General features: G+C 53.4%; 16 protein-coding genes, 1 tRNA gene and 1 pseudogene. 9 read left to right on the forward strand and 9 right to left on the reverse strand.

All coding sequences use genetic code 11. The features are described 5' to 3' along the window. Positions 1–88 precede the first annotated feature (88 nt). The 8 genes and pseudogenes from ACTF5M_RS02660 to ACTF5M_RS02695 all read left to right on the forward strand — a co-directional run bounded on the left by ACTF5M_RS02660 (position 89) and on the right by ACTF5M_RS02695 (position 7,847). Positions 89–520: an ArsR/SmtB family transcription factor gene (locus ACTF5M_RS02660; protein ID WP_438959552.1), complete on the forward strand. Its 432-nt coding sequence runs from the start codon at positions 89–91 to the stop codon at positions 518–520. Then, positions 517–1,566, forward strand: coding sequence for a permease (locus tag ACTF5M_RS02665; protein WP_438959553.1), 1,050 nt, complete (start codon positions 517–519; stop codon positions 1,564–1,566). Before ACTF5M_RS02660 ends, ACTF5M_RS02665 begins: the two co-directional genes overlap by 4 nt. Positions 1,567–1,633: 67 nt before the next feature. Then, positions 1,634–2,881 carry a Na+/H+ antiporter NhaA gene (locus ACTF5M_RS02670; RefSeq protein WP_438959554.1) on the forward strand — a complete coding sequence of 416 codons (1,248 nt, stop codon included), beginning with the start codon at positions 1,634–1,636 and terminating at the stop codon, positions 2,879–2,881. Between the two features lie 204 nt (positions 2,882–3,085). Beyond that, positions 3,086–3,754 (forward strand): ABC transporter ATP-binding protein, encoded by a 669-nt coding sequence (locus ACTF5M_RS02675; protein WP_438959555.1) that lies wholly within the window; start codon positions 3,086–3,088, stop codon positions 3,752–3,754. Next, positions 3,723–5,342, forward strand: a complete 1,620-nt coding sequence (locus ACTF5M_RS02680) for a capsule biosynthesis protein (RefSeq protein ID WP_438959556.1) — start codon at positions 3,723–3,725, stop codon at positions 5,340–5,342. The genes ACTF5M_RS02675 and ACTF5M_RS02680 overlap by 32 nt, the downstream gene beginning before the upstream one ends. After that, the gene (gene kdsA / locus ACTF5M_RS02685) at positions 5,342–6,175 is read left to right on the forward strand and encodes a 3-deoxy-8-phosphooctulonate synthase (protein ID WP_438959557.1); all 834 of its coding nucleotides are present in this window, start codon (positions 5,342–5,344) and stop codon (positions 6,173–6,175) included. Before ACTF5M_RS02680 ends, kdsA begins: the two co-directional genes overlap by 1 nt. 15 nt (positions 6,176–6,190) lie before the next feature. Beyond that, positions 6,191–7,689: pseudogene (locus ACTF5M_RS02690) on the forward strand (phosphomannomutase/phosphoglucomutase). A gap of 83 nt (positions 7,690–7,772) precedes the next feature. Continuing rightward, positions 7,773–7,847, forward strand: a tRNA-Gln gene (locus tag ACTF5M_RS02695). Between the two features lie 128 nt (positions 7,848–7,975). Here the strand turns inward: ACTF5M_RS02695 and ACTF5M_RS02700 are convergent. The 9 genes from ACTF5M_RS02700 to ACTF5M_RS02740 form a co-directional block, all read right to left on the reverse strand. Next, the gene (locus ACTF5M_RS02700; RefSeq protein ID WP_438959558.1) at positions 7,976–8,203 is read right to left on the reverse strand and encodes a hypothetical protein; all 228 of its coding nucleotides are present in this window, start codon (positions 8,201–8,203) and stop codon (positions 7,976–7,978) included. Between the two features lie 33 nt (positions 8,204–8,236). Continuing rightward, positions 8,237–9,355, reverse strand: coding sequence for an FAD-binding protein (locus ACTF5M_RS02705; protein ID WP_438959559.1), 1,119 nt, complete (start codon positions 9,353–9,355; stop codon positions 8,237–8,239). Between the two features lie 169 nt (positions 9,356–9,524). After that, on the reverse strand, positions 9,525–10,502 hold the full coding sequence (locus ACTF5M_RS02710) for a GlxA family transcriptional regulator (protein ID WP_438959560.1): 978 nt from the start codon (positions 10,500–10,502) through the stop codon (positions 9,525–9,527). Positions 10,503–10,601: 99 nt separating this feature from the next. Beyond that, positions 10,602–12,617, reverse strand: a complete 2,016-nt coding sequence (locus ACTF5M_RS02715; protein ID WP_438959561.1) for a DEAD/DEAH box helicase — start codon at positions 12,615–12,617, stop codon at positions 10,602–10,604. A 181-nt stretch (positions 12,618–12,798) separates the two neighbouring features. After that, a complete protein-coding gene (gene galE / locus ACTF5M_RS02720; RefSeq protein WP_438959562.1) occupies positions 12,799–13,809 on the reverse strand; it encodes a UDP-glucose 4-epimerase GalE in 1,011 nt (336 codons plus the stop codon). A gap of 63 nt (positions 13,810–13,872) precedes the next feature. Further along, the gene (gene betA / locus ACTF5M_RS02725; RefSeq protein ID WP_438959563.1) at positions 13,873–15,507 is read right to left on the reverse strand and encodes a choline dehydrogenase; all 1,635 of its coding nucleotides are present in this window, start codon (positions 15,505–15,507) and stop codon (positions 13,873–13,875) included. Between the two features lie 19 nt (positions 15,508–15,526). Further along, positions 15,527–16,756, reverse strand: a complete 1,230-nt coding sequence (locus ACTF5M_RS02730) for an ABC transporter permease (RefSeq protein WP_438959614.1) — start codon at positions 16,754–16,756, stop codon at positions 15,527–15,529. A 107-nt stretch (positions 16,757–16,863) separates the two neighbouring features. Next, positions 16,864–17,670 carry an ABC transporter ATP-binding protein gene (locus tag ACTF5M_RS02735; protein WP_438959564.1) on the reverse strand — a complete coding sequence of 269 codons (807 nt, stop codon included), beginning with the start codon at positions 17,668–17,670 and terminating at the stop codon, positions 16,864–16,866. Positions 17,671–17,771: 101 nt separating this feature from the next. Then, complete coding sequence (locus tag ACTF5M_RS02740) at positions 17,772–18,776, reverse strand: taurine ABC transporter substrate-binding protein (protein ID WP_438959565.1); 1,005 nt, start codon at positions 18,774–18,776, stop codon at positions 17,772–17,774. Between the two features lie 416 nt (positions 18,777–19,192). Here ACTF5M_RS02740 and ACTF5M_RS02745 point away from each other — a divergent pair, with 416 nt between their 5' ends. Continuing rightward, on the forward strand, positions 19,193–20,584 hold the full coding sequence (locus ACTF5M_RS02745; RefSeq protein WP_438959566.1) for an aminotransferase family protein: 1,392 nt from the start codon (positions 19,193–19,195) through the stop codon (positions 20,582–20,584). The last annotated feature ends 234 nt before the right edge of the window (positions 20,585–20,818 follow it).

The following is a 20,818-nucleotide window of genomic DNA, read 5'->3' on the forward strand; positions in this document are numbered from 1 at the left end:
CAAGGTGAAAGATGCGCGCAGGGAAATCATTTCGAAAACCATCGAAATAAGACTTGCTATTATTTCGAATATCTTCGAAGCGTAGCGTATGAAATATGAAAACACCCTGCGCCCCGCCGCATCCACCGGTCTCAGTCTAACCGTAGCTGCATCCACGTTTGCTGCATTGGGAAGCGAACAACGCTTGGGTGTGCTCCGTGTTTTGGTGCAAGCCGGACCCAAGGGGCTAAGCATCGGAGAGCTAGCAGAGCGGTCGGACGTCTCGGGCTCAACACTCACACATCACATGAAAATTCTTGCAGCAGCGGGTCTAATCCAACAGCAAAAACACGGGCGTTCAATTATTTCGGTTGGTGCCGCCTACAATGATATCGAGGCGCTCTGCGGATTTTTGATGGCCAATTGCTGTGCCTGTGGTCCCGCATGTCAGTGTGGTCCAAATTGTAAATGTAGCGACGGCGAATGCTGTTCCGACATCCAAACCCAAACAGCACCAAACAATACAAAGGCTACATCATGAGCGACGCATCTCAAACACGGTCGAGCGCGATCAAACCCGCAGCACTTTGGCGCGGGGCGGACAAAGCAATTCTTGTCACTTTGGCAGCACTTGCAGTTCTTGCCTTCTTCGATCTGAACGCCCTTGGTCCCGTAATCGCCAGCGGTTTTGGCAGCTTGGCACACACAGCGCCTTTTATCTTATTTGCAATCTTTTCGGTGGCTTACCTCAAGGCCACTGGCGCCGAAGGGCTGGTGGCCAAAGCCTTTACTGGCCCACCGGTTCGCATGATTGTATTCGCCGCAATTATCGGGGGGGTGGCGCCGTTTTGTTCATGCGAGGTCATTCCGTTTGTTTCCGCGCTTTTGGCGCTTGGGGCGCCGCTTGGGGCGGTCATGGCATTGTGGCTAGCATCGCCATTGATGGACCCTGCCCAATTCGCGATCACCGGATCCGCCCTTGGCTTTGATTTTGCAATCGCTAAAACCATCGCGGCAATCAGTGTCGGCATCGGCGGTGGCCTGATCACGCAGCTGCTGTCTGGCACCGCCGTCTTCAGTGACCCACTGAAAATCGCGCCCGTGAAGTCTTGCTGCTCAAAATCATCTGGTCCTTCAGGATTTGATCAAAAGCCACAATGGAAATTCTGGGGCGAAGCTGAACGCACCGCTATTTTCCGTGAAACCACTCTTACAAACGGCGCGTTCTTGTTCAAATGGCTGCTCATCGCGTATATTTTTGAAGCGATAATGACGCGCTATGTTCCGGCCGAATTTGTCGCAGGCTTTCTGGGTGGCGAAGGCGTTCAGCCTGTCATTCTTGGGGCAATCCTGGGCGGTCCTGCCTATCTCAACGGCTACGCAGCTGTCCCACTTGTTGCAGGCTTGATGGACCAAGGCATGTCACAAGGGGCAGCGCTGTCATTTATGATGGCTGGTGGCGTAAGCTGTATTCCCGCAGCGATTGCAGTCTACGCGCTCGTGAAACACAAAGTTTTCGCAGCATATCTTGGACTGGCATTCGTCGGTTCCGTCAGCGCAGGATTAGTCTGGCAGGCGATCGCCTGACGCAATGGGCGTTGAACCCTTGAACCAGTTGGCGTAGGCAGCTGCGGCAATAATACGGGAAGACACCATGTACCGCGTCTGGAATTTCGTCACCAACTACTCGCTTTTGCTCATAGCCGGAGCATTGATCGCGCTGATTTGGGCAAACATTAATGCCGAGAGCTATCACCATTTTGTAGAGTTCACCATTTGGGATCATGCCCCGATCGGGCACCTTCATGATGGACATCGCACCCTCACCCTTCACTATCTGGTGAACGATATTTTGATGGCGCTGTTCTTTGCAATCGCCGCAAAAGAGGTCTGGGAAGCCGTTATCCTAAAAGAAGGCTCGCTGCGCGGCAAGAAAGCGGCAACACCTTTGTTTGCCACACTAGGTGGCATGGTTGGTCCGATTTCTGTGTACCTTGGACTGGCGTTTTTGCTTGGTGAGGACAAGTTCAGCTCAGTCGCTAACGGATGGGCGATTCCAACGGCCACAGACATCGCATTCAGCTACCTTGTTGGACGCCTTGTGTTTGGCGCAGGCCACCCGGCGGTACGTTTTTTGTTGTTGCTGGCAATCGCAGATGATGCTGCGGGCCTCATCATTTTGGCGATTTTCTACCCATCGGGCGAATTGGCTCCTGTTTGGCTGCTGGCCTCATTTGGCGCTGCCATCGGTGTGTTTCTCTTGGCCAACTGGCTGCCGCGCAAAATGGACAGAGGAAACCAAATGCGCCCTGTCAGCACATGGGTACGCACCAAGCTGCATTTTCTGCCATATGCCATTGCAGCCTGCATCAGCTGGTACGGGTTCATGCGTTCGGGCCTTCACCCTGCGTTGGGCCTTTTGCCGATCGTGCCAACCATTCCGCACGCTGACCGCGCCTTTGGTATTTTCAGTGAGGCCGAGCAGTATTTGACCGACTTGCTCAATAAGATCGAGCACGCTTTGAAGCACCCCGTTGAAATCATATTGTTCTTCTTTGGTCTGCTGAATGCCGGTGTTGAGTTTAGCTCTATTGGTGATGCGACATGGCTTGTTCTTGCGGGTCTGCTGATTGGTAAGCCTGTTGGTATCTTTATCTTCGGATGGATCGCCGCACGACCTCTGGGCCTTGGGCTGCCTCAAGGGATGCGCCTTGTTGATCTAATCGTGATTGGTTTTGTGGCGGCTATCGGCTTTACGGTTTCGCTTTTTGTGGCCTCTGTGGCCTTTGACGCAGGGCCCGTCCAAGACGCTGCGAAGATGGGGGCACTCTTTAGCTTCTTTGCTGCTGTGGCGTCATTCATCGCAGGCAAATTGTTGCGGGTTGAGAAACAGCAAGCCTAACTAGATCACCAGCGGATTTTCGCATAATTTGAGGGGCTCCAGTCACCGCTGGGGCCCTTTTTCGTTTAACCAGTCCGCCCGAAACGTGGCCATTGTTTTCAAAAACAGACATAATAATGCCCAATTGCTTTCCTATTGATTGGCGGAAGAAACCCGCTTTGTACCGTTACCGAGCGCGAGGTGTAGTGTCAGGAACCGGAGCCAATGCTCGAGTTTGAAAATGTCAGCAAATCATTCTGGACGGGGACACAGCGTAAAGTGATCCTTGATCGGGTGAGCTTTCGCGTCGAGCTTGGTAAATCCTTGGGTATCCTTGCGCCTAATGGCACCGGCAAGACCACCCTGATCAACATGATGGCGGGCCTCGAAAAACCAGATGAGGGCGAGATCAGACGCAGTTGCCGCATTTCGTTTCCGTTGGGCTTTATGGGCGGCGTGACCAACAGACACACGGCTATGGACAACTCCCACTATATCGCACGGCTTTACGGGCTGGACCCCGACTATGTCGAAGCATTTTGCCGCTGGATGTGTGACATCGACGAGTATTTCGACATGCCTGTCGGCACCTTTTCGTCAGGCATGCGGGCGCGTTTCACCTTTGCTCTAATGCTTGCGCTCGACTTTGATGTCTACCTCATCGATGAGGGAATGCCCTCAACCACAGATGTGAACTTCAACCGTAAAGCCGCAGAAATCCTAAAAGAGCGGTTCCACACGACAACCGTTATCATCGTGTTGCACCAAGCAGAGACTTTGGAAAAACACGCCAAAAAAGCCGCCGTTTTGATGAACGGCCAATTGAATATGTTTGAAACCTTGGAAGAGGCTAAGCAACTTTATGACTACCAAACCCAAGGCGCAAAAGTTTAGGATCCGCCGCCCCGTTCAAGGTGCAACGCCCGCACCGGATCAACGAGCGGCCGAAACACCGACACCTCAAGGTACTACTCCGCTCAAGGCCGTTGAGGGGCCGTTTGATGCGATCCGCCAAGAGGGGCTGACCGGCCGTCAATTGCGCATGGCGCGACGCGTGGCACAAAAACACGGGCTCGCACCCACATCTGATTTTGATGCAATTCGGTTGCTGCGCGAAAAAGGGATTGATCCGTTTCAACGGGCCAACACGCTTGATTTGGTCATGCCTGAGAGCAATACCAACGAAGGCGCCACAGCTTCAAACGTGGCCCAAAGTAGGACTACAGCCAGCGATGAAGAAGCGGTGCGCCAAGCCCTTGGGCGTATTCAATTGCCCCAAACCACCCAAAACGGCAAAGCACAGTTGCCCTCCACCGAGATGGCGTCACCAGACGATCGCGCCCTCGAAATCAGACGCATCCAACAAGACATCGCAAAGCGCCGCCGCCGCAAACTGTTGCTTTTGATCTCGCGACTGAGCGCCTTTGTCTTTTTGCCCACACTGATCGCGGGGTATTATTTCTATGTTCTTGCGACACCAATGTACGCCACCAAATCCGAATTCCTCATCCAGCAAGCAGAGCCACCGGGCGCGTCCGGTGCCGCCAGTCTTTTCGGGGGCTCGCCCATCGCCACGTCCCAAGACAGCATCGCAGTACAAGGGTATCTACAATCGCCCGAGGCGATGCTCCGGCTTGATGAAGACCTTAGGTTTAAGGAGCATTTCTTACAAGACAACATCGACACACTCAAGCGCCTTGCACCCGACACCATCAATTCTGCGGCCTATAAACTGTATAAAAAGAAAGTGAAGATCGGCTATGATCCCACCGAAGGGATTGTGCGCATGGAGGTCATCGCAGCAGATCCTGAAACCAGTGCACTTTTCGCAGAACGCCTCGTGGCATATGCTGAGGAGCGGGTCGACAATATTTCGCTGCGTGTGCGTGAAGATGCCATGAAAGGCGCGCGTGAAAGCTATGAGGCCGCCGAAGCCGAACGGGTTGAGGCGCTTTCTCGTGTGACGCGCCTGCAAGAAAGTCTTGGTGTTCTGGACCCTGCAGCGGCCAACGCGCTCTTGCAAAGCGAGACGCAACAACTGCAATCGCTGCTTTTGGAAAAAGAGCTTACGCTGGGCAGTTTGCTTGATAACCGCCGCCCCAACCAGGCCCGCGTCGATGGAACCCGCGCCGAGATCCGACGCCTTGAAGAAAAAATCGCTGACGTGCAGGCGCAAATGACCTCGACGGGGGGCGATGCCAACAACCAAGCCCGCAAGAATGCAGAGCTGCGCGCAGCAGAAGAAGACTACCAAACCCGCACGGCCCTGTTGCAACAATCACTGCAATCACTCGAAACGGCGCGGGTCGAGGCCGAACGGCAGGTCCGCTATCTGTCAATTGCTGTGGCCCCTGTTTCCCCGGACGAGGCAAGCTATCCGCGCCAGTTTGAGAACACCATTCTGGCATTCCTGATTTTTGCTGGTATCTATCTGATGATTTCGCTAACCGCGTCCATCCTCAGAGAACAGGTGACAAGCTAATGAAAACTGTAAACATAGGGACGCTATCCGTCTCCAACGACGCCCCCCTCACTTTGATTGCAGGGCCGTGCCAACTTGAAAGTGCTGATCATGCGCAAATGATCGCAGGCACCCTTGCCGAAGCATGCGCCGCAGCGGGTGTGCAATATGTGTTCAAGGGAAGCTACGACAAAGCCAACCGCACGTCTTTAAATGCGCCTGCCCCTCTTGGGCTTGATAAAGGGCTGGCCGTTCTTGAGGGGGTGCGCAACGCAATTGGATGCCCCGTGATCACAGATATTCACAGCGAAGACCAATGTGAGCCTGTGGCGAGCGTTGTCGACGTCATGCAAATTCCTGCGTTCTTGTGCCGCCAAACCGCACTTCTGCTGGCGGCAGGTCGCTCAGGCGCAGCGATCAACATCAAGAAGGGTCAGTTTTTGGCCCCTTGGGACATGGCGAACGTGGTCGCCAAAGTAGAAAGCACAGGAAACAACAAACTGTTGTTGACAGAACGCGGCGCGTCTTTTGGTTACAACAACCTGGTGGTCGACATGTGTTCGCTACCTGAAATGGCCAAAACGGGCTATCCGGTTGTGATGGATGCCACCCATGCAGTAGCCAAACCCGGTGGCTTGGGATCTGCATCTGGCGGGCAGCGTGAGTTGGCCCCTGTGTTGGCGCGTGCCGCTGTTTCGCTTGGCATTGCGGCCCTCTTCACCGAAACTCACGAAGACCCTGATAACGCGCCATGCGACGGGCCTAACATGATCTATTTGCGCGACATGCCTGCGTTGATCGAAAGCTGGGCCGCGTTCGATAAATTGGCAAAATCAAACCCTATACGCCTCTGATCGGACAGCACCCTCATGGTCAAACCACAGCCAACCGTCGCGCAAAACACTTGGTCGTTCCTACGTGACGCAATGATTACCCCAACGGGGTTTAGCGAATATGACGCACGTTGGAAATACCCGGATGACATCAACCTTCAGGGCATAACGGCATTGGGATTGGGGCTTGGCACCCAAATGCATCGCCGCGGGATTGAGCCCGTGATTGCAGTTGGCAACGACTATCGGGATTATTCGCTTTCGATCAAAAACGCGCTGATGCTTGGGCTTATGCAAGCCGGTATTCACGTCAAAGATATCGGCCCTGCGGTCTCGCCAATGACCTATTTTGCACAGTTCCACCTAGATGCACCAGCAGTCGCCATGGTCACCGCAAGCCATAATCCAAAACGGCTGGACAGGGGTTAAAATGGGGTTTGAACGCCCCCTCACCCATGGCCCTGATGATATGAGTGAGCTCCGAGACATCGTTCTAAACGGTGAAGGCGAGCCCCCGCGCCGGTGGGCGATATGAGTTTGTGGACGGGGTGCGTGAGGCTTATCTTGATGACCTTGTGGGCGATTTCAAAATGAGCAGACCGCTTAAAGTGGTATGCGCCACTGGTAACGGCACGGCAGCAGCTTTTGCACCCGATCTGTTTGAGAGTATCGGCGTTGAGATGGTTCATAGCCATACTGAGCTTGACTACACTTTTCCACATTACAACCCGAACCCTGAAGCCATGGAAATGCTGCACAATATGTCCAAAACCGTGCTGGCAACAGGGGCGGACTTAGCGCTCGGCTTTGATGGGGACGGTGATAGATGCGGTGTTGTCGATGATGAGGGTGAGGAAATATTTGCGGACAAAGTAGGCGTCATCATGGCGCGCGATCTGTCCAAATTGCACAAAGATGCGCTGTTTGTAGCAGATGTGAAATCAACCGGCCTTTTTGCGTCAGACCCAGAACTTCAGAAGAATGGCGCCAAAGCAGACTATTGGAAAACCGGCCACAGCCACATAAAGCGCCGTGTCAAAGAACTGGGCGCGTTGGCAGGTTTTGAAAAATCCGGTCACTACTTCCTCGCTGAACCAATTGGGCCTGGTTACGACTGCGGGATGCGAGTGGCCGTTGAAATCTATAAACTCATGGACCGCAATCCTAACGCCAAAATGTCTGACCTTCGAAAAGCGCTACCACGGACATGGGCCACACCAACAATGTCCCCCTACTGTGCGGATACCGAGAAATACGAGACCCTAGAGCGGATTTTTGCTAAGATTAAGGCACATTTTGAGCAAGGCGGCACAATAGGCGGACGTGCGATCAAAGATGTTGTAACCGTCAACGGCGCACGCATTATCTTGGAAAACGGCGCGTGGGGCTTGGTACGGGCAAGTTCAAACAGACCCAACCTTGTGGTCGTCTGCGAAAGTCCGGAAACAGAAGCCGAGATGCGTGATATCTTTGCAAACATCGATGCAATCATCCGCACAGAACCTGGCGTAGGAGCGTATGACCAGACGACCTAAAGTCTATCTCTAAATTTAGATAGTAATTTGTCATTTCCCCCCTTGAACCAGTCAAACCATCGAAGTAGATAACCGCTCAGCGTTGGGATGTAGCCAAGTGGTAAGGCAACTGTTTTTGGTACAGTGTACCGTAGGTTCGAATCCTACCATCCCAGCCAACTGCTCTTTAGAGAAACGAAAATACCAAAGGCCAAGCCGTGATCGCTTGTGATACCGGGCACCTAGTTCAAAGCTGCGGCTGCCAAAAGCACCACAAAATACCCAAACGCATTCTTTTGTAGCAAACTCATAACACCCCCAAATACCTGTCCCAAAAGTTACTCCGCAGGATCAGCTTTGGGTCCATTTTGCGCTTTGTAGCGGCAAACTCAGCAGCGCGTGGATAGGCCGCTGTCAACTGATCTAATCGCGCGTGAGGGCGATACGGCAAATAATATGTGCCCCCGATCGAGACTACCCCGTCAATCAATTCTTGGGTCATCCGCTGCATGTCAGCCGCTGCGCGAGCAGTCATTTCCCGACTGAATGACATCACAGCAGCGATACGCTATGTTGTACTGTAACTCAGCCAGCTCTCCTCATCAGTATCGACAAACCGCAAGGTGACGTTGAGAAATTCTTGATACGAGGCAGGGATGACAGTTCTACAAATGATCACAAATTCCGCAAAACGTTCTGGTGCGACAAAATACTCGTGCAAGATGTCCGTTCGCTTGGGGTCGCGATCATCAAGCGTGTGCACAGGTTCATTGATCAAACTGTTGCGCGTTGTGGGCCCACCCGCCAGCTTCGTCGCTACGTCCGCCTCAAACCACCACCGCAGCTTTTTCATCCATTCGTTACCAAGCTGGGCACGGTAAATGCGGCTCGCAATTTTCGCCGCACCACCCGAGCTTTGCGCCGCCGGCAGTGCACTTTGATCAGCACTTGGTCGGTACGACACAAGTAAACCGCGCATCATGAAATCATCACGCCCCACATTAAGCCGCCCGCAGGCCATGTTGACGTTGCGGTCCTTCAGCACCTCGACAAAACGTTTACCGAGGCTCTCTGCGGGCACTTCCTCAAATGTAGGCTCAAGGCGCACATTTTTTGCGAGGTCCACGTCCATTTGTGTGATTATGCCTGTTAAGCCATAGCCACCCATTGTCATGTTGAATAGATCGCTATTTTCCGATCGCGAGCATCGCACCAATTCGCCTTCTGGCAGCAACATCTCAAAGGCCCGAACGGTGCTGCCCATTGGCCTCTCTTTCACAGGCCACCCGTGGGCATTCACACAAAAGGTCGCCGCAACCCCAAAATCATTGCTAGACTGCATGACGCGCGGGCCAAGCCCAACAGGGTCCGCAGCATTGATCGCATCCCGCCAGCGCGCACCCGCATGAAGACGCATCACACTGTTTTCGGTATCAAGCTCGATAGACGCATTCTCAAACGTAATGGCGTGACCGCCACGTGGAATTGCCTGTCCCCCCATAGAATGACGCGCAGCCCCCACGTTTACCGCGCGGTTATTTGCGCTCGCATCTGCAAGTTCAGCTCTGAGAGCCGCAACCAGTTTCTCACCTAGGTCCTCGCGCAACGTTATGTGCTTGAAGATTGGTGTCTCATTCAACTCACTGGCGTCGTTTAAGGTTTTGCCCGCCCCCGAGTAGAGCCGCACGCCGGCCGATTTTGACGATCTGTACCAATTTGCCAAACCTTACTCATTACTCGAAACTCACTCATTAATATGCGCAGTATGAAATGCATGCCGCGACTTTGGCAACGCACCGCGCGGCGGAATTAGGCAAACGTATCAAAAGAGCCGCATATAAACGCAGCAGCGTACTTTAGTCGTATTTCAAAAGCTTAATCTTTTTGCGTGCGCGCATTTTTGCGGGGCTTAGCCCGTATTCCTCACGCACTGCCTTCGACATTGTATCAACAGAACCAAATCCCGTGGCAACCGCCACATCAACAATCGGCAACAGGGTTTCTTCAATCATGTTACGGGCGCGTTTGGTGCGAAGGCGCTTATAGAACCGCGCAGGGGTATCATCGAATACCTTGCGAAACGTTCGCTCAAGGCTGCGCGTTGACAGCCCCAACTGGTCGGTCAGATCCGCCATGGAGATTGGGTCCGCGATGGTCTCTTCCATCAGACGGATCGCTTCGGTGACCTGCGCATCAAAAAGGCCCTGATTATCAGCAATGTCCTTTGGTTGCTCTGCATCGCTTTTGCGCAAGGTATGCAGCAAAAGGCGGTTCCCCAACTCGGCAACTTGTGCGGCCTCAAGACTGCTTGAAATCAAACCGATGATCAGTTCAGCCGTCGCACCCATGCCCGCAGCAGTAATGATACCGCCGCTGTTTTCAGAAAAACGAGCGGTAAGCTTGGGGTAGTACCCGGTTTCATTGAGGGCGACCGCGTCGCGCCAATGGGTCGTCACGTGACCAGGAGGATTTTTTGTAAGCTCAATATAGGCAGTTGCAGCATCAGACAGCAAAACTGCCGGCCGCCCCAAACGCTGCATCTGACGCGCGCGGCGCTGCCAGCCCGCTGCAGCCCCTGATTTACCACCAACCACAATCAAAACATCTGCTACGTTGTGATCATCGATCAAAGGCTCGGCCCGCAGCAGCCCGCCTGTCAGCCCCTGCACAACGCCGGGTGTTTCCGCCACGAAACGCCAGTCAAAAGCGGTACGCGCAAGAACTTCATTGGCAATGTTCAGGGTGTGCGTCACGGCGGACGCTTCGTAGTCACAAAAGCCATGGCCGACATAAAGCTCAAACAGCTGTGGTGTCGTGGTGGTCTCATGAAGCATCGCAAAGCAGTTCCAACATAGGGACAACGCAAAAGCGCCAGCACATAAGGTGCTGGCGCTTGTTAAACACGTAATCCCATGATGGGTAAATATCCCAATCTAACGCTTTGGACCATTCGACTTGGTGCGCGGCTTACGCGGCCCACCTTCGGCTTTTGCGGCAGCATTGCGCGCTTGGTTCTTTTTGCTGTTCGATTTGCCTTTAGGGGGCGGTGGGCCTTTGGGACCAGATTTACCGTATGGCTTGCCAGAAGGTTTTCCACCCGGCTTTCCGATTGGTTTTCCTGCACCTTTGGGGCTACGCGGCTTAACCGCACCTTCGTGGGTTTCAGTCAGATTTTCGCGTGGCACACGATAGGGTGCTGCGGCTTGCTCATCACTGCGGGGTTTCTTTGTGCGCGGTTTGCGTGGCGCATCCTCGCGGCGCGCAGCTCCTTTGCCCTCGCCTTTTGGACCAGCAGGATGCCAATCACCCTTGGGTTTGGACCCTTTGTAAGAAGGCTTGCCACCGCGCGGCGCACCGCCGCCGCGTGGACCAGATGTACCAAGGTTCGGTGCCCGATCCAGCTTCGTTAGCTTGGCGCCTTCCACATTCATGTCATAACCAATCTCGGCCAAAAAGCGCTCGACGGATTCATCACGAATTTGAACATAGCTCTCGTCTTGCTGAATTCGGATTGCACCGATGTCATCTTTACCAAGACCACCAGCTTTACAGAGCATAGGCAGCAAGCGACGCGGCTCAGCACCACCCTTGCGGCCACCTGCCACGGAGAACCATGTGCTGGCGCCAAATTCTTCGCGCGGCTTTGGTGCAGCGTCGGCCGCTCCCAACTCTTCTGGTGCAGAGCGGTTGGCTTTATACAGACGCAAATAAGCAGCGGCCAATTGCTCGGGTGTGAATTGGGCAGCAAGACCTGTTACAGCATCCATCTCACCTTCAGCGATTGCTTCAGACCATGCAGGATCCGCCAACATCCGTTCGTCATCACGGGCGTTCACGGCATCAGCAGAAGGCGCTTGGCCCCAGACTGCCTGAACCTTTGCCATACCAAGAATACGTTCGGCTTTTTTGCGCACTTTTGGCGTAACGATCAGCGCAGACACACCTTTACGACCCGCACGGCCCGTACGGCCAGAACGGTGCAACATCGTCTCGTGGCTACCCGGCAATTCAGCGTGCACAACAAGATCAAGGTTCGGCAAATCAATGCCGCGCGCAGCAACATCTGTTGCGACACAAACCCGCGCACGACCGTCGCGCATGGCTTGCAGCGCGTGTGTCCGCTCGTTCTGGGACAGCTCACCAGACAACGCCACAACTGAAAAACCACGGTTCGACAGGCGTGTTGTGATGCGGTTTACCATCGCGCGCGTATTGCAGAAAACAATCGCGTTTGGCGCTTCATAGTACCGCAGCACGTTGATAATGGCGTTCTCACCATCGCGAGGCGATACAGCCATTGCATGATATTCAATGTCAGCGTGTTGCGATGTTTCAGCTTTGGTCGAAACCCGCACCGCATCTTTTTGGTAGCTTTTCGCAAGGTTCGCGATGGCCTTTGGCACAGTGGCAGAGAACAGCAACGTTTGCCGCTCATCAGGCGCCTCGCCCAAAATAAATTCAAGGTCTTCCCGAAAGCCCAGATCAAGCATTTCATCGGCTTCATCCAGAACAACCGCACGTGTCTGGCTGAGATCGATCGAACCACGCATGATGTGATCACGCAGACGGCCCGGTGTTGCCACGACAATATGTGCACCACGGTCAAGCGCACGACGTTCGTCGCGCATGTCCATCCCACCAACGCAAGACGCCATCACCGCACCAGCTGGGCCATAGAGCCACGCCAGTTCGCGCTTTACCTGCATCGCAAGTTCGCGAGTTGGTGCAATGATCAACGCCAGAGGGGTGCTTGCCCGCTCAAAACCATCACCCTCACCCAAAAGCGTTGGCGCAATCGCCAGCCCGAAGCCAACCGTTTTGCCCGATCCTGTCTGCGCTGAAACCAGCATGTCAGCACCAGTAAGAGAAGGATCAGAGACCGCCTCTTGGACCGGAGTAAGTTTGTCGTAGCCTTTGGCGGCCAGAGCGTCAGCGATGGTTTTTTTCACGTCAGGGTCTTTCAATAAGGTCGTTGGCCCCTGAAGGATATACGGGGGACGATATGATCAACGATTCGCTTGGTTGAGTGCGCCACTAGAGTGTTGTGAGCCATTTGTATAGGGGCAGTTGCATATGTACCCTTTACAAAACGCAGCGTAGCCCTAAATTCCTCGTCGCTTTTTGACGCCGTTACGCGTCTTTCTGTATCCACGCCCAGTTTGATCGGCACATATCAAACAGATCGCGCTTGGTCTCGAACCCCAGCACCTCATGGGCCAAAGTTGCATTCGCCAAATAGACAGCAACGTCCCCTGCGCGGCGCGGCGCAACACGGTAGGGTATCTTGATACCGAACACCGCTTCATAGGCACGGATAACCTCAAGAACGGAATACCCCTGCCCAGTCCCAATGTTGACGGTGTGCCCTTGGCCAGTGGCTTCAATCGCATCGAGCGAGCGCACGTGCCCTTCGGCCAAATCCATGACGTGGATGTAGTCGCGCACGCCGGCGCCATCAGGGGTGGGGTAATCATCACCGTACACAACTAGTTCGGGCAGACTGCCGGTGGCCACGCGATCAATGTAGGGGAGCAAATTAGCAGGTATGCCGTTGGGTCGCTCACCGATCGCGGCACTTTCGTGGGCACCGATTGGATTAAAATAGCGCAACACTCCAAACGACCACCGATCATCGTTGCTGCCAACGCGCTCAAGCATTTGCTCGGAGCTAAGCTTGGTAAATCCATATGTGTTGACGGCAGAACGTTCGGCTGTTTCAGGGATGGGGAAAATCTCCTGATCGCCGTAAACCGTTGCGGATGATGAGAAACCCAGATTGAAAGCCTCGGCCTTCTCCATCGCGTGCAGCAGCGTCAAAAGGCCACCGATATTTGTTTCCAGATATGCCAGCGGCTGCGCCTCGCTCTCAGCCACAGATTTGAGGGCAGCAAAATGTACCACACCAAAGAATACGTGATCTGAAAATACCCGCTCGAGTGTCGCCGCATCCGTGACATCGCCCTCGACAAAAGTCAGATGATTGTGCCCCACCAACCTGCCAAGTGCATCAAACACGGATCGCTCAGAATTTGACCGATTGTCGAGGATCACCACTTGGTAACCCGCCTCAACCAGTGCGACAGCCGTATGCGAGCCAATATAGCCAAGCCCGCCCGTCAGCAAAATAGTGTGTCGCGTCATCTGAAGTTCACCTCGTGGGCGCACATCGCTCTCCCTCTTGATGCCAAACAACCGCGCGGGCGTCTAGCGATCAGAGGTTTCCCAGTTGGGATTGATCCACGGCTCAAGATTGCTGGGTGGCAATGGCGCACGGCCCAAAATATGGTCAGCCGCTTTCTCGCCTGTCATAATTGATGGCGCGTTGAGATTGCCATTGGTCACTTTCGGGAAAATCGAGCTGTCCGCGACCCGCAGCCCCTCAACGCCAATAACGCGACATTCAGGATCAACGACAGCCATTGGGTCATCCGTCCGGCCCATCTTGCAGGTGCCACATGGATGATATGCGCTTTCAACGTGCTCGGCGATAAATGCATCAAGCTCTGCGTCCGTTTGAACGTCAGCACCGGGCTGGATTTCTTTACCGCGATATGGATCAAAAGCCGCCTGACCAAAGATTTCACGTGTTAGACGAATGCAGTGGCGGAAGTCCTTCCAATCATCTGGGTGGCTCATGTAGTTGAACAAGATCTTAGGCTCAGCTGCCGGATCCGCAGATTGCAGCGTCACTTGGCCACGCGATTTTGAACGCATTGGCCCCACATGAGCCTGCCAGCCGTGCCCTTCGGCGGCGGCCTCACCATTGTATTTCACGGCAATCGGCAAAAAGTGATATTGAATGTCAGGGTACTTCACACCCGCTTTTGAACGTACAAACGCGCAGCTTTCAAAGCCGTTACTGGCCCCCGCCCCCGAGCGGTTCAAAACCCACTCCAAGCCAACTTTAAATTTGCCCCATAACGTCCAATGTTTGAACAGCGTGATCGGTTGAGTACAGGCTTGCTGAATGTAGAGTTCAAGATGATCTTGAAGGTGCTGTCCGACCCCCGGCCTGTCCGCGATCACCTCAATGCCGTGCTCTTGGAGGTGTGCTGCTGGCCCGATGCCTGACAGCATCAAAAGTTTGGGGGAATTGAAAGCTGATGCGCTTACGATCACCTCTTTGTGCGCCTTCACAAAACCCTTTGATGTTTCCACGCCGACGCAACGCTTACCGTCAAAGCGCAGCTTGTAGGCCTCGCATTTCTTCAGCCGCACTTTGCCCTTAGCCAATGCAGGCTTCAAATACGCCTTTGCCGCGGACCAACGCGAGCCTTTGTGGATTGTGGCGTCGAACGCCCCAAAACCTTCTTGCTTCGTACCGTTGTAGTCTTCTGTCACTTCAAAACCGGCTTGCGCGCCAGCCTCGACAAATGCGTGATAGAGCGGGTTCTCTTGGGGCATTTTACTGACGTGCAACGGCCCATCCCCGCCTCGGAAATCTGAGGGCCCGCCGTTCCAGTTCTCCATGCGCTGAAAGTAAGGCAGCACATCGGCGTAGCCCCAGCCGTCTGCGCCAGCCTCAACCCAGCCATCGTAGTCCATTGCATGGCCACGGACATAAATCATTCCGTTAATCGAGGAAGAACCGCCCGTCACTTTGCCGCGCGGGGCAATGATTTTGCGACCGCCTAAATGCGGCTCTGGCTCTGTCTCATAAAGCCACGTGTATTGCTTCATATTAAGCGGAAACGATAACGCACCGGGCATGTTGATAAGTGGGCCCCAATCGGAACCGCCTGCCTCAAGAACCAAAACATCGCAGCCCGCCTCACCGAGACGGGCCGCAATCGCGGACCCGGCTGAGCCGGATCCGATAATTACATAGTCAGCTTCCAAGAAAGCCTCCTTTTACAGATCAACCTTTACCCTTCCAAGGAACCAACCATTTTTCAGCCAACCGCATCAGAACGTCGATGCCAAAACCAATGACGCCGATCAGGATGATCCCCATCAAAACGATGTCAGTGTCTTGGAATTTAGAAGCGGCCACAATCATTTTGCCCACGCCCTTTTCAGCCGCGACCAACTCTGCTGCAACCACTGTGCCCCAGCAAACCCCCATCGCAACCCGTGCTGCGGTGAAGATCTCCGGCAGTGAATTTGGAATGATCACGTGACGCAAAATCTGAACCTTGGACGCACCCAAAGAGTAAGCCGCGTGTACCTTGGAGATTTTCACACCAGACACACCAGACCGTGCGCCGATCGCCATAATCCAAAGAGCCGCCAAGAAAAGCAGAATGATTTTGCCCTGCTCGCCAATGCCCGCCCAGATAATAACCAGTGGGATCAGCGCCAAAGGTGGCACGGGACGCATGAATTCGACAATTGGGTCAAACCAACCACGGAACCAGTCCGACAAACCCATCGCGTATCCAAGCGGAATACCAACCAACGCACCAAGGAAAAAACCGACGATCACACGGAAAAGAGAGAACGACAGATGCTCAGCCAAGGTAACGTTTTGATATCCCTCAGCCCAGACAGACACAAGGCGTGACGCCACAGAGTCAGGTGCTGGAAGCCAGATGTTTTCCATCTGCCAGCCTTTGCCTGGTTCAAAGTTCAACGTGCCCTTGTCTGTCAACGCAACACGGCCAAAGCCCACATCAACGGCGTTGTCCTTGCTAATTGCGCGGCCATCCACTGAAACGATTTTCGCCCCTTCAGAGCGGTTTGTTTCGTCGTTCTTGTCCCAAAGGATCAGCTTCGAACGATACGCCTGAACAGCCAAAAAGTCGTCCTTAGCAAAACCAGTGCCCGCCGACACATCCTGGCTTGGAACTTCTGCGCCTTTTTCAAAGACAGCAACGAAAACAGTCGCCTCATCTTGGTTTCCGTTGGCATCTTCGACTGTGTAGACAAAGCTTCTGTCCCCAACGAACGGGCCAGGTGCGTGGAACATACCGGGCAACCAGTTGGAGCCTGTGAAAGCGCCCCAAATCACAAAGATCAGCGCGATTGAGATGAACGACGCGGCCTTGTCCGATACCACTGCGCTTTCGTCACCAAAAGTAACGGTTTTGAGTGATGTATAATCGGCCTTGGGTGTCATTTGACGGCGAATGAACCGCCAAACAGTCATCGCCAGCAAGATAATCGCGATATAGCCAACAAGTGCAGGAAGCGCTTGCGCGATAGATACAAACAGAACGAACAGTTCGCCGCCCAGATCAGACACAATCTGTCCCATTACGCGCTCTCCTCACTGCGGCCCATGATTTCTTCTTCCATGTCCCAGATCATTGTCAGAATTTCTTCACGTGTTTTCGCATAGTCAGGATGCTTTTTGACTTCGCGAAGGTCCGCGCCAACACCCAGTTCCGCAAACGGCAAACGGTATTCTTTATGAATACGCCCCGGGCGCGGCGCCATAACTAGCAGACGTTCACCCAGCAAAAGCGCTTCTTCAACAGAGTGCGTGATCAGGATAATCGTCTTACCGGTCTCTTTCCAAAGCTTCAGAACCAGCCCCTGCATTTTTTCGCGGGTAAGTGCATCAAGCGCGCCGAGCGGCTCATCCATCAAGATGACATCAGGTTCGTTGCACAGACAGCGTGCAAGCGAAACGCGCTGCTGCATACCGCCTGACAATTCGTAAACTGCCTTTTCCTTAAAATCTTGAAGGCCGACGACATCCAACAAATGATCAACTTTTTCGCGCTTTTCAGCCGTAGGCATGCCCTTCATCCGGGGACCAAAACCAACGTTGTCGCGCACAGACATCCACTCGAACAAAGCACCTTGCTGAAATACCATACCACGGTCAGCAGACGGACCAGAAACCGTACCACCGTTAAGGCGAATTTCGCCGCCCGTCGGCGCAAGGAACCCTGCTACGATGTTCAAAAGGGTTGTTTTACCACAGCCCGAAGGCCCCAAAACGCTCAGCAGCTCACCCTTTTTCAGGTCAAGGCTGACGTCTTTCAAAGCTTGCACTGCGCCACCGTTAGGCAGCTCGAAGCGCATAGATATATTATCTATCTCAAGGCCATTCATTGCGCCTCTCCGATCATTTGTTGGATGTTTTCGTTGAAAATGTACGTCTCAAAAACGGGCAGCGCGGCAAAAAAATCGCGCTGCCCAAGGTCGTGAAGTGTTTAGTTCATCACTGCCTTGAGGCCAGCAGTGTTCACTGTCGCGTCATAGCTTTCGAGTGCGGATGGGATTGAGCCCGCGTTTACGAAAACATCCGCAACACCCTTCATGAAGTTTTGCGCATTGCCGCCCAACCATGCTGCTGAAAGCTGCTGATCCACTGTTGGGAAGTTGAATGTTGACAGTGTTGAAGCTGTATCGTCTTCAGACATACCTGCGTCTTTTGCAATCACTGGAAGCATTTTGGCGTGGTTCGCGCTGTCTGCCCACATTGCATTCGCATCTGCTGTGACTTTCAGGAACGCTGCAAGTGTGTCGCTTTCTTCTGCGATGAACGCTGCTGGTGCAGTTGTCGCGTCAAAAACAAGAATACCGAGTGCTTCTTTTTCCGCGCCTGTCAGCAACACGTTACCGTGCTCTTTCATGCGACGAAGCGCGCCGCCCCAACCACAGGCCATATCGATTGAGCCTTGAGCAAGTGCAGCAGCACCTTCAGCGGGCGCCATGTCAACAACTTCCATGCCGGCTGGGTCCACACCGAAGTGGTTCATTTGGCTCAGGAAGCCGTAGTGCGCAGCGGTACCAAGTGGCACGGCAACTTTTTTGCCAGCAAGCTCAGCTGCAGATGTTTTGTCGATCTCAAGGCCGGATGCCACAACGCAGTTGTCGTTTTCTGAGTAGCTCACAGCCACGTCAACAACTTGGATGTCTTGACCGGCAGAAGCGGCCACAACAAACGGTGGGATACCTTGGCTTACGGAAATCTGCACGTCGCCGGATGCCATAGCAGCTGACATTGCGGTGCCTGTATCAAAAGAGACCCAGTTAATTTTCTTGCCGAGTGCTTCTTCATACATGCCTTCTACTTTGGCAAACTGGAATGGCATCGGCCACTCTAGGAAGTAAGCAACTGTAATTTCTTCGTGGCCAGCAGCGACAGCAGCTTGCGCACCTGTCAGCATAGCTACGCCAGCGACAGCACCCATCAATTTGGACTTAAGTGTCATATTTTGAACTCCCATGTTCATTTTGGCTCTTATGTTGAGCGTCTTACTTGGAACCTCACATTTGAGGCTCTGACGCGTTGATAACGCGGATGCCGTGGTTGGCCCACAGAGCAATCGCGATAAAGCAAACATACATATTGAATTTAAGAAACCCTAAAGTTGGCAGCTCGAGAGCACAAAAGCGACATTATCGCTGCAGATGCTAAAATTTTGAGCGCGTTTGCAGGCGCAGCAAGGAATTGAAACTACATAATTTTTTGAAGCTTTCCGAAAATTTGGTAAATTTGAGGTTGTTTAGAACGCGACAAACCACAACCAACTGGCTATAAATGTGGTACCAAACTGGCCCTATTTGCAAAGTCTAAATTTCGGGCAATGCTTGTGTATGTTCTGCAATTTAACGCGAGGTCCGGCTCATGGACGGTAACTTTTCTTCGAATGATATCAGTGCTGTAGTCGACGCAGACCGTAAGCACGTCTGGCACCACCTGATTCAGCACAAACCCTTTGAGACCGGTGAACCCCGGATTATTGTCGAGGGAAAAGGCATGCTGGTGTGGGACCAAAATGGCAAAGAGCACCTTGATGCAGTGTCAGGCGGCGTTTGGACCGTTAACGTTGGATACGGCCGTGAAAGCATTGCAGACGTCGTTCGTGACCAGCTTGTAAAGCTCAACTATTTCGCCGGTTCAGCAGGCTCAATTCCTGGCGCTTTGTTTGCAGAAAAATTGCTAAGCAAAATGCCTGGAATGACGCGCTGCTACTACGCAAACTCAGGCTCTGAAGCGAACGAAAAAGCATTCAAACTTGTACGTCAAATTGCAGCCAAACGGTACGGCGGCAAGAAGCATAAGATTTTGTATCGCGACCGCGATTACCATGGCACGACGATCACTGCGCTGTCGGCAACTGGTCAGGATGAACGCGCTGCACAATACGGGCCATTTACGCCCGGGTTTGTGCGCGTGCCGCACTGCCTTGAATACCGAAAGCACGAGCAAGATGGCGCGCCTGCGGAAAATTACGGTGAATGGGCTGCAAATCAGATCGAAGAAGTCATCTTGCGCGAAGGTCCAGAAACTGTTGGTGCGCTCTGCCTTGAGCCACTGACAGCAGGCGGCGGCGTCATCACCCCCCCCGATGGCTACTGGGAGCGGGTTCAAGAGATCTGCACGAAATATGACATTCTACTTCATATCGACGAAGTTGTTTGTGGCGTAGGCCGCACGGGCACATGGTTTGGGTATCAACACTATGGGATCAAGCCTGACATGGTCACGATGGCGAAAGGTGTTGCTTCCGGCTATGCCGCGATCTCATGCCTTGTCACAACTGAAGAAGTCTTTGATATGTTCAAAGATGACCCGTCTGATCCAATGAGCTATTTCCGCGATATCTCAACATTTGGTGGTTGCACAGCTGGTCCCGCAGCGGCGTTGGAAAATATGCGTATCATTGAGGATGAGAACCTTCTTGAGAATACGACGGCAATGGGTGAGTACATGCTCGACAACTTGCATGCGCTTGCGGACAAGCATCCGATCATCGGCCAAGTGCGCGGCAAAGGTCTTTTCCTTGGCTGTGAGTTGGTTGCTGATCGCACAACCCGTGAACCTGCAAACGAGAAAATCACTCAGGCAATCGTTGGTGACTGTATGCAACAAGGCGTGATCATTGGCGCAACGAACAGATCACTTCCAGGCAAGAACAACACGCTTTGCTTCTCACCTGCGCTGATCGCGACAAAGGACGATATCGACAACATCACGAACGCAGTCGACGCGGCAATTACACGGGCAACTGCCTAAATCACACATCATCAGAGCGGCGCAGGCTGTGCCGCTCTGACAATCAGTCCAGTTCTCCGCTTAAGTGTCTCATTATTTCGCAAACTGGCCATATCTATAACTTTGATTTCGCTGGCGGCCGAGCATGCCCATCCGGCGCGCTCCGCACTAATCCGCAAATTTAGAGCGCACGTTTGACTACGGTTGCCCAGAACACCTCTTGGTCCTAAAATAACGCCAGATAATTCCTGCGAT

Origin of the sequence: Nereida sp., from assembly GCF_965655635.1 — a bacterium.
Classification (GTDB): domain Bacteria; phylum Pseudomonadota; class Alphaproteobacteria; order Rhodobacterales; family Rhodobacteraceae; genus Nereida.

Coding starts and splice junctions, on each gene's coding strand:
- ACTF5M_RS02660 (WP_438959552.1), top strand. CDS start 89: ATGAAATATGAAAACACCCTGCGCCCCGCCGCATCCACCGGTCTCAGT.
- ACTF5M_RS02665 (WP_438959553.1), top strand. CDS start 517: ATGAGCGACGCATCTCAAACACGGTCGAGCGCGATCAAACCCGCAGCA.
- ACTF5M_RS02670 (WP_438959554.1), top strand. CDS start 1,634: ATGTACCGCGTCTGGAATTTCGTCACCAACTACTCGCTTTTGCTCATA.
- ACTF5M_RS02675 (WP_438959555.1), top strand. CDS start 3,086: ATGCTCGAGTTTGAAAATGTCAGCAAATCATTCTGGACGGGGACACAG.
- ACTF5M_RS02680 (WP_438959556.1), top strand. CDS start 3,723: ATGACTACCAAACCCAAGGCGCAAAAGTTTAGGATCCGCCGCCCCGTT.
- kdsA (WP_438959557.1), top strand. CDS start 5,342: ATGAAAACTGTAAACATAGGGACGCTATCCGTCTCCAACGACGCCCCC.
- ACTF5M_RS02700 (WP_438959558.1), bottom strand. CDS start 8,203: ATGACTGCTCGCGCAGCGGCTGACATGCAGCGGATGACCCAAGAATTG.
- ACTF5M_RS02710 (WP_438959560.1), bottom strand. CDS start 10,502: ATGCTTCATGAGACCACCACGACACCACAGCTGTTTGAGCTTTATGTC.
- galE (WP_438959562.1), bottom strand. CDS start 13,809: ATGACGCGACACACTATTTTGCTGACGGGCGGGCTTGGCTATATTGGC.
- ACTF5M_RS02730 (WP_438959614.1), bottom strand. CDS start 16,756: ATGACTGTTTGGCGGTTCATTCGCCGTCAAATGACACCCAAGGCCGAT.
- ACTF5M_RS02735 (WP_438959564.1), bottom strand. CDS start 17,670: ATGAATGGCCTTGAGATAGATAATATATCTATGCGCTTCGAGCTGCCT.
- ACTF5M_RS02740 (WP_438959565.1), bottom strand. CDS start 18,776: ATGACACTTAAGTCCAAATTGATGGGTGCTGTCGCTGGCGTAGCTATG.
- ACTF5M_RS02745 (WP_438959566.1), top strand. CDS start 19,193: ATGGACGGTAACTTTTCTTCGAATGATATCAGTGCTGTAGTCGACGCA.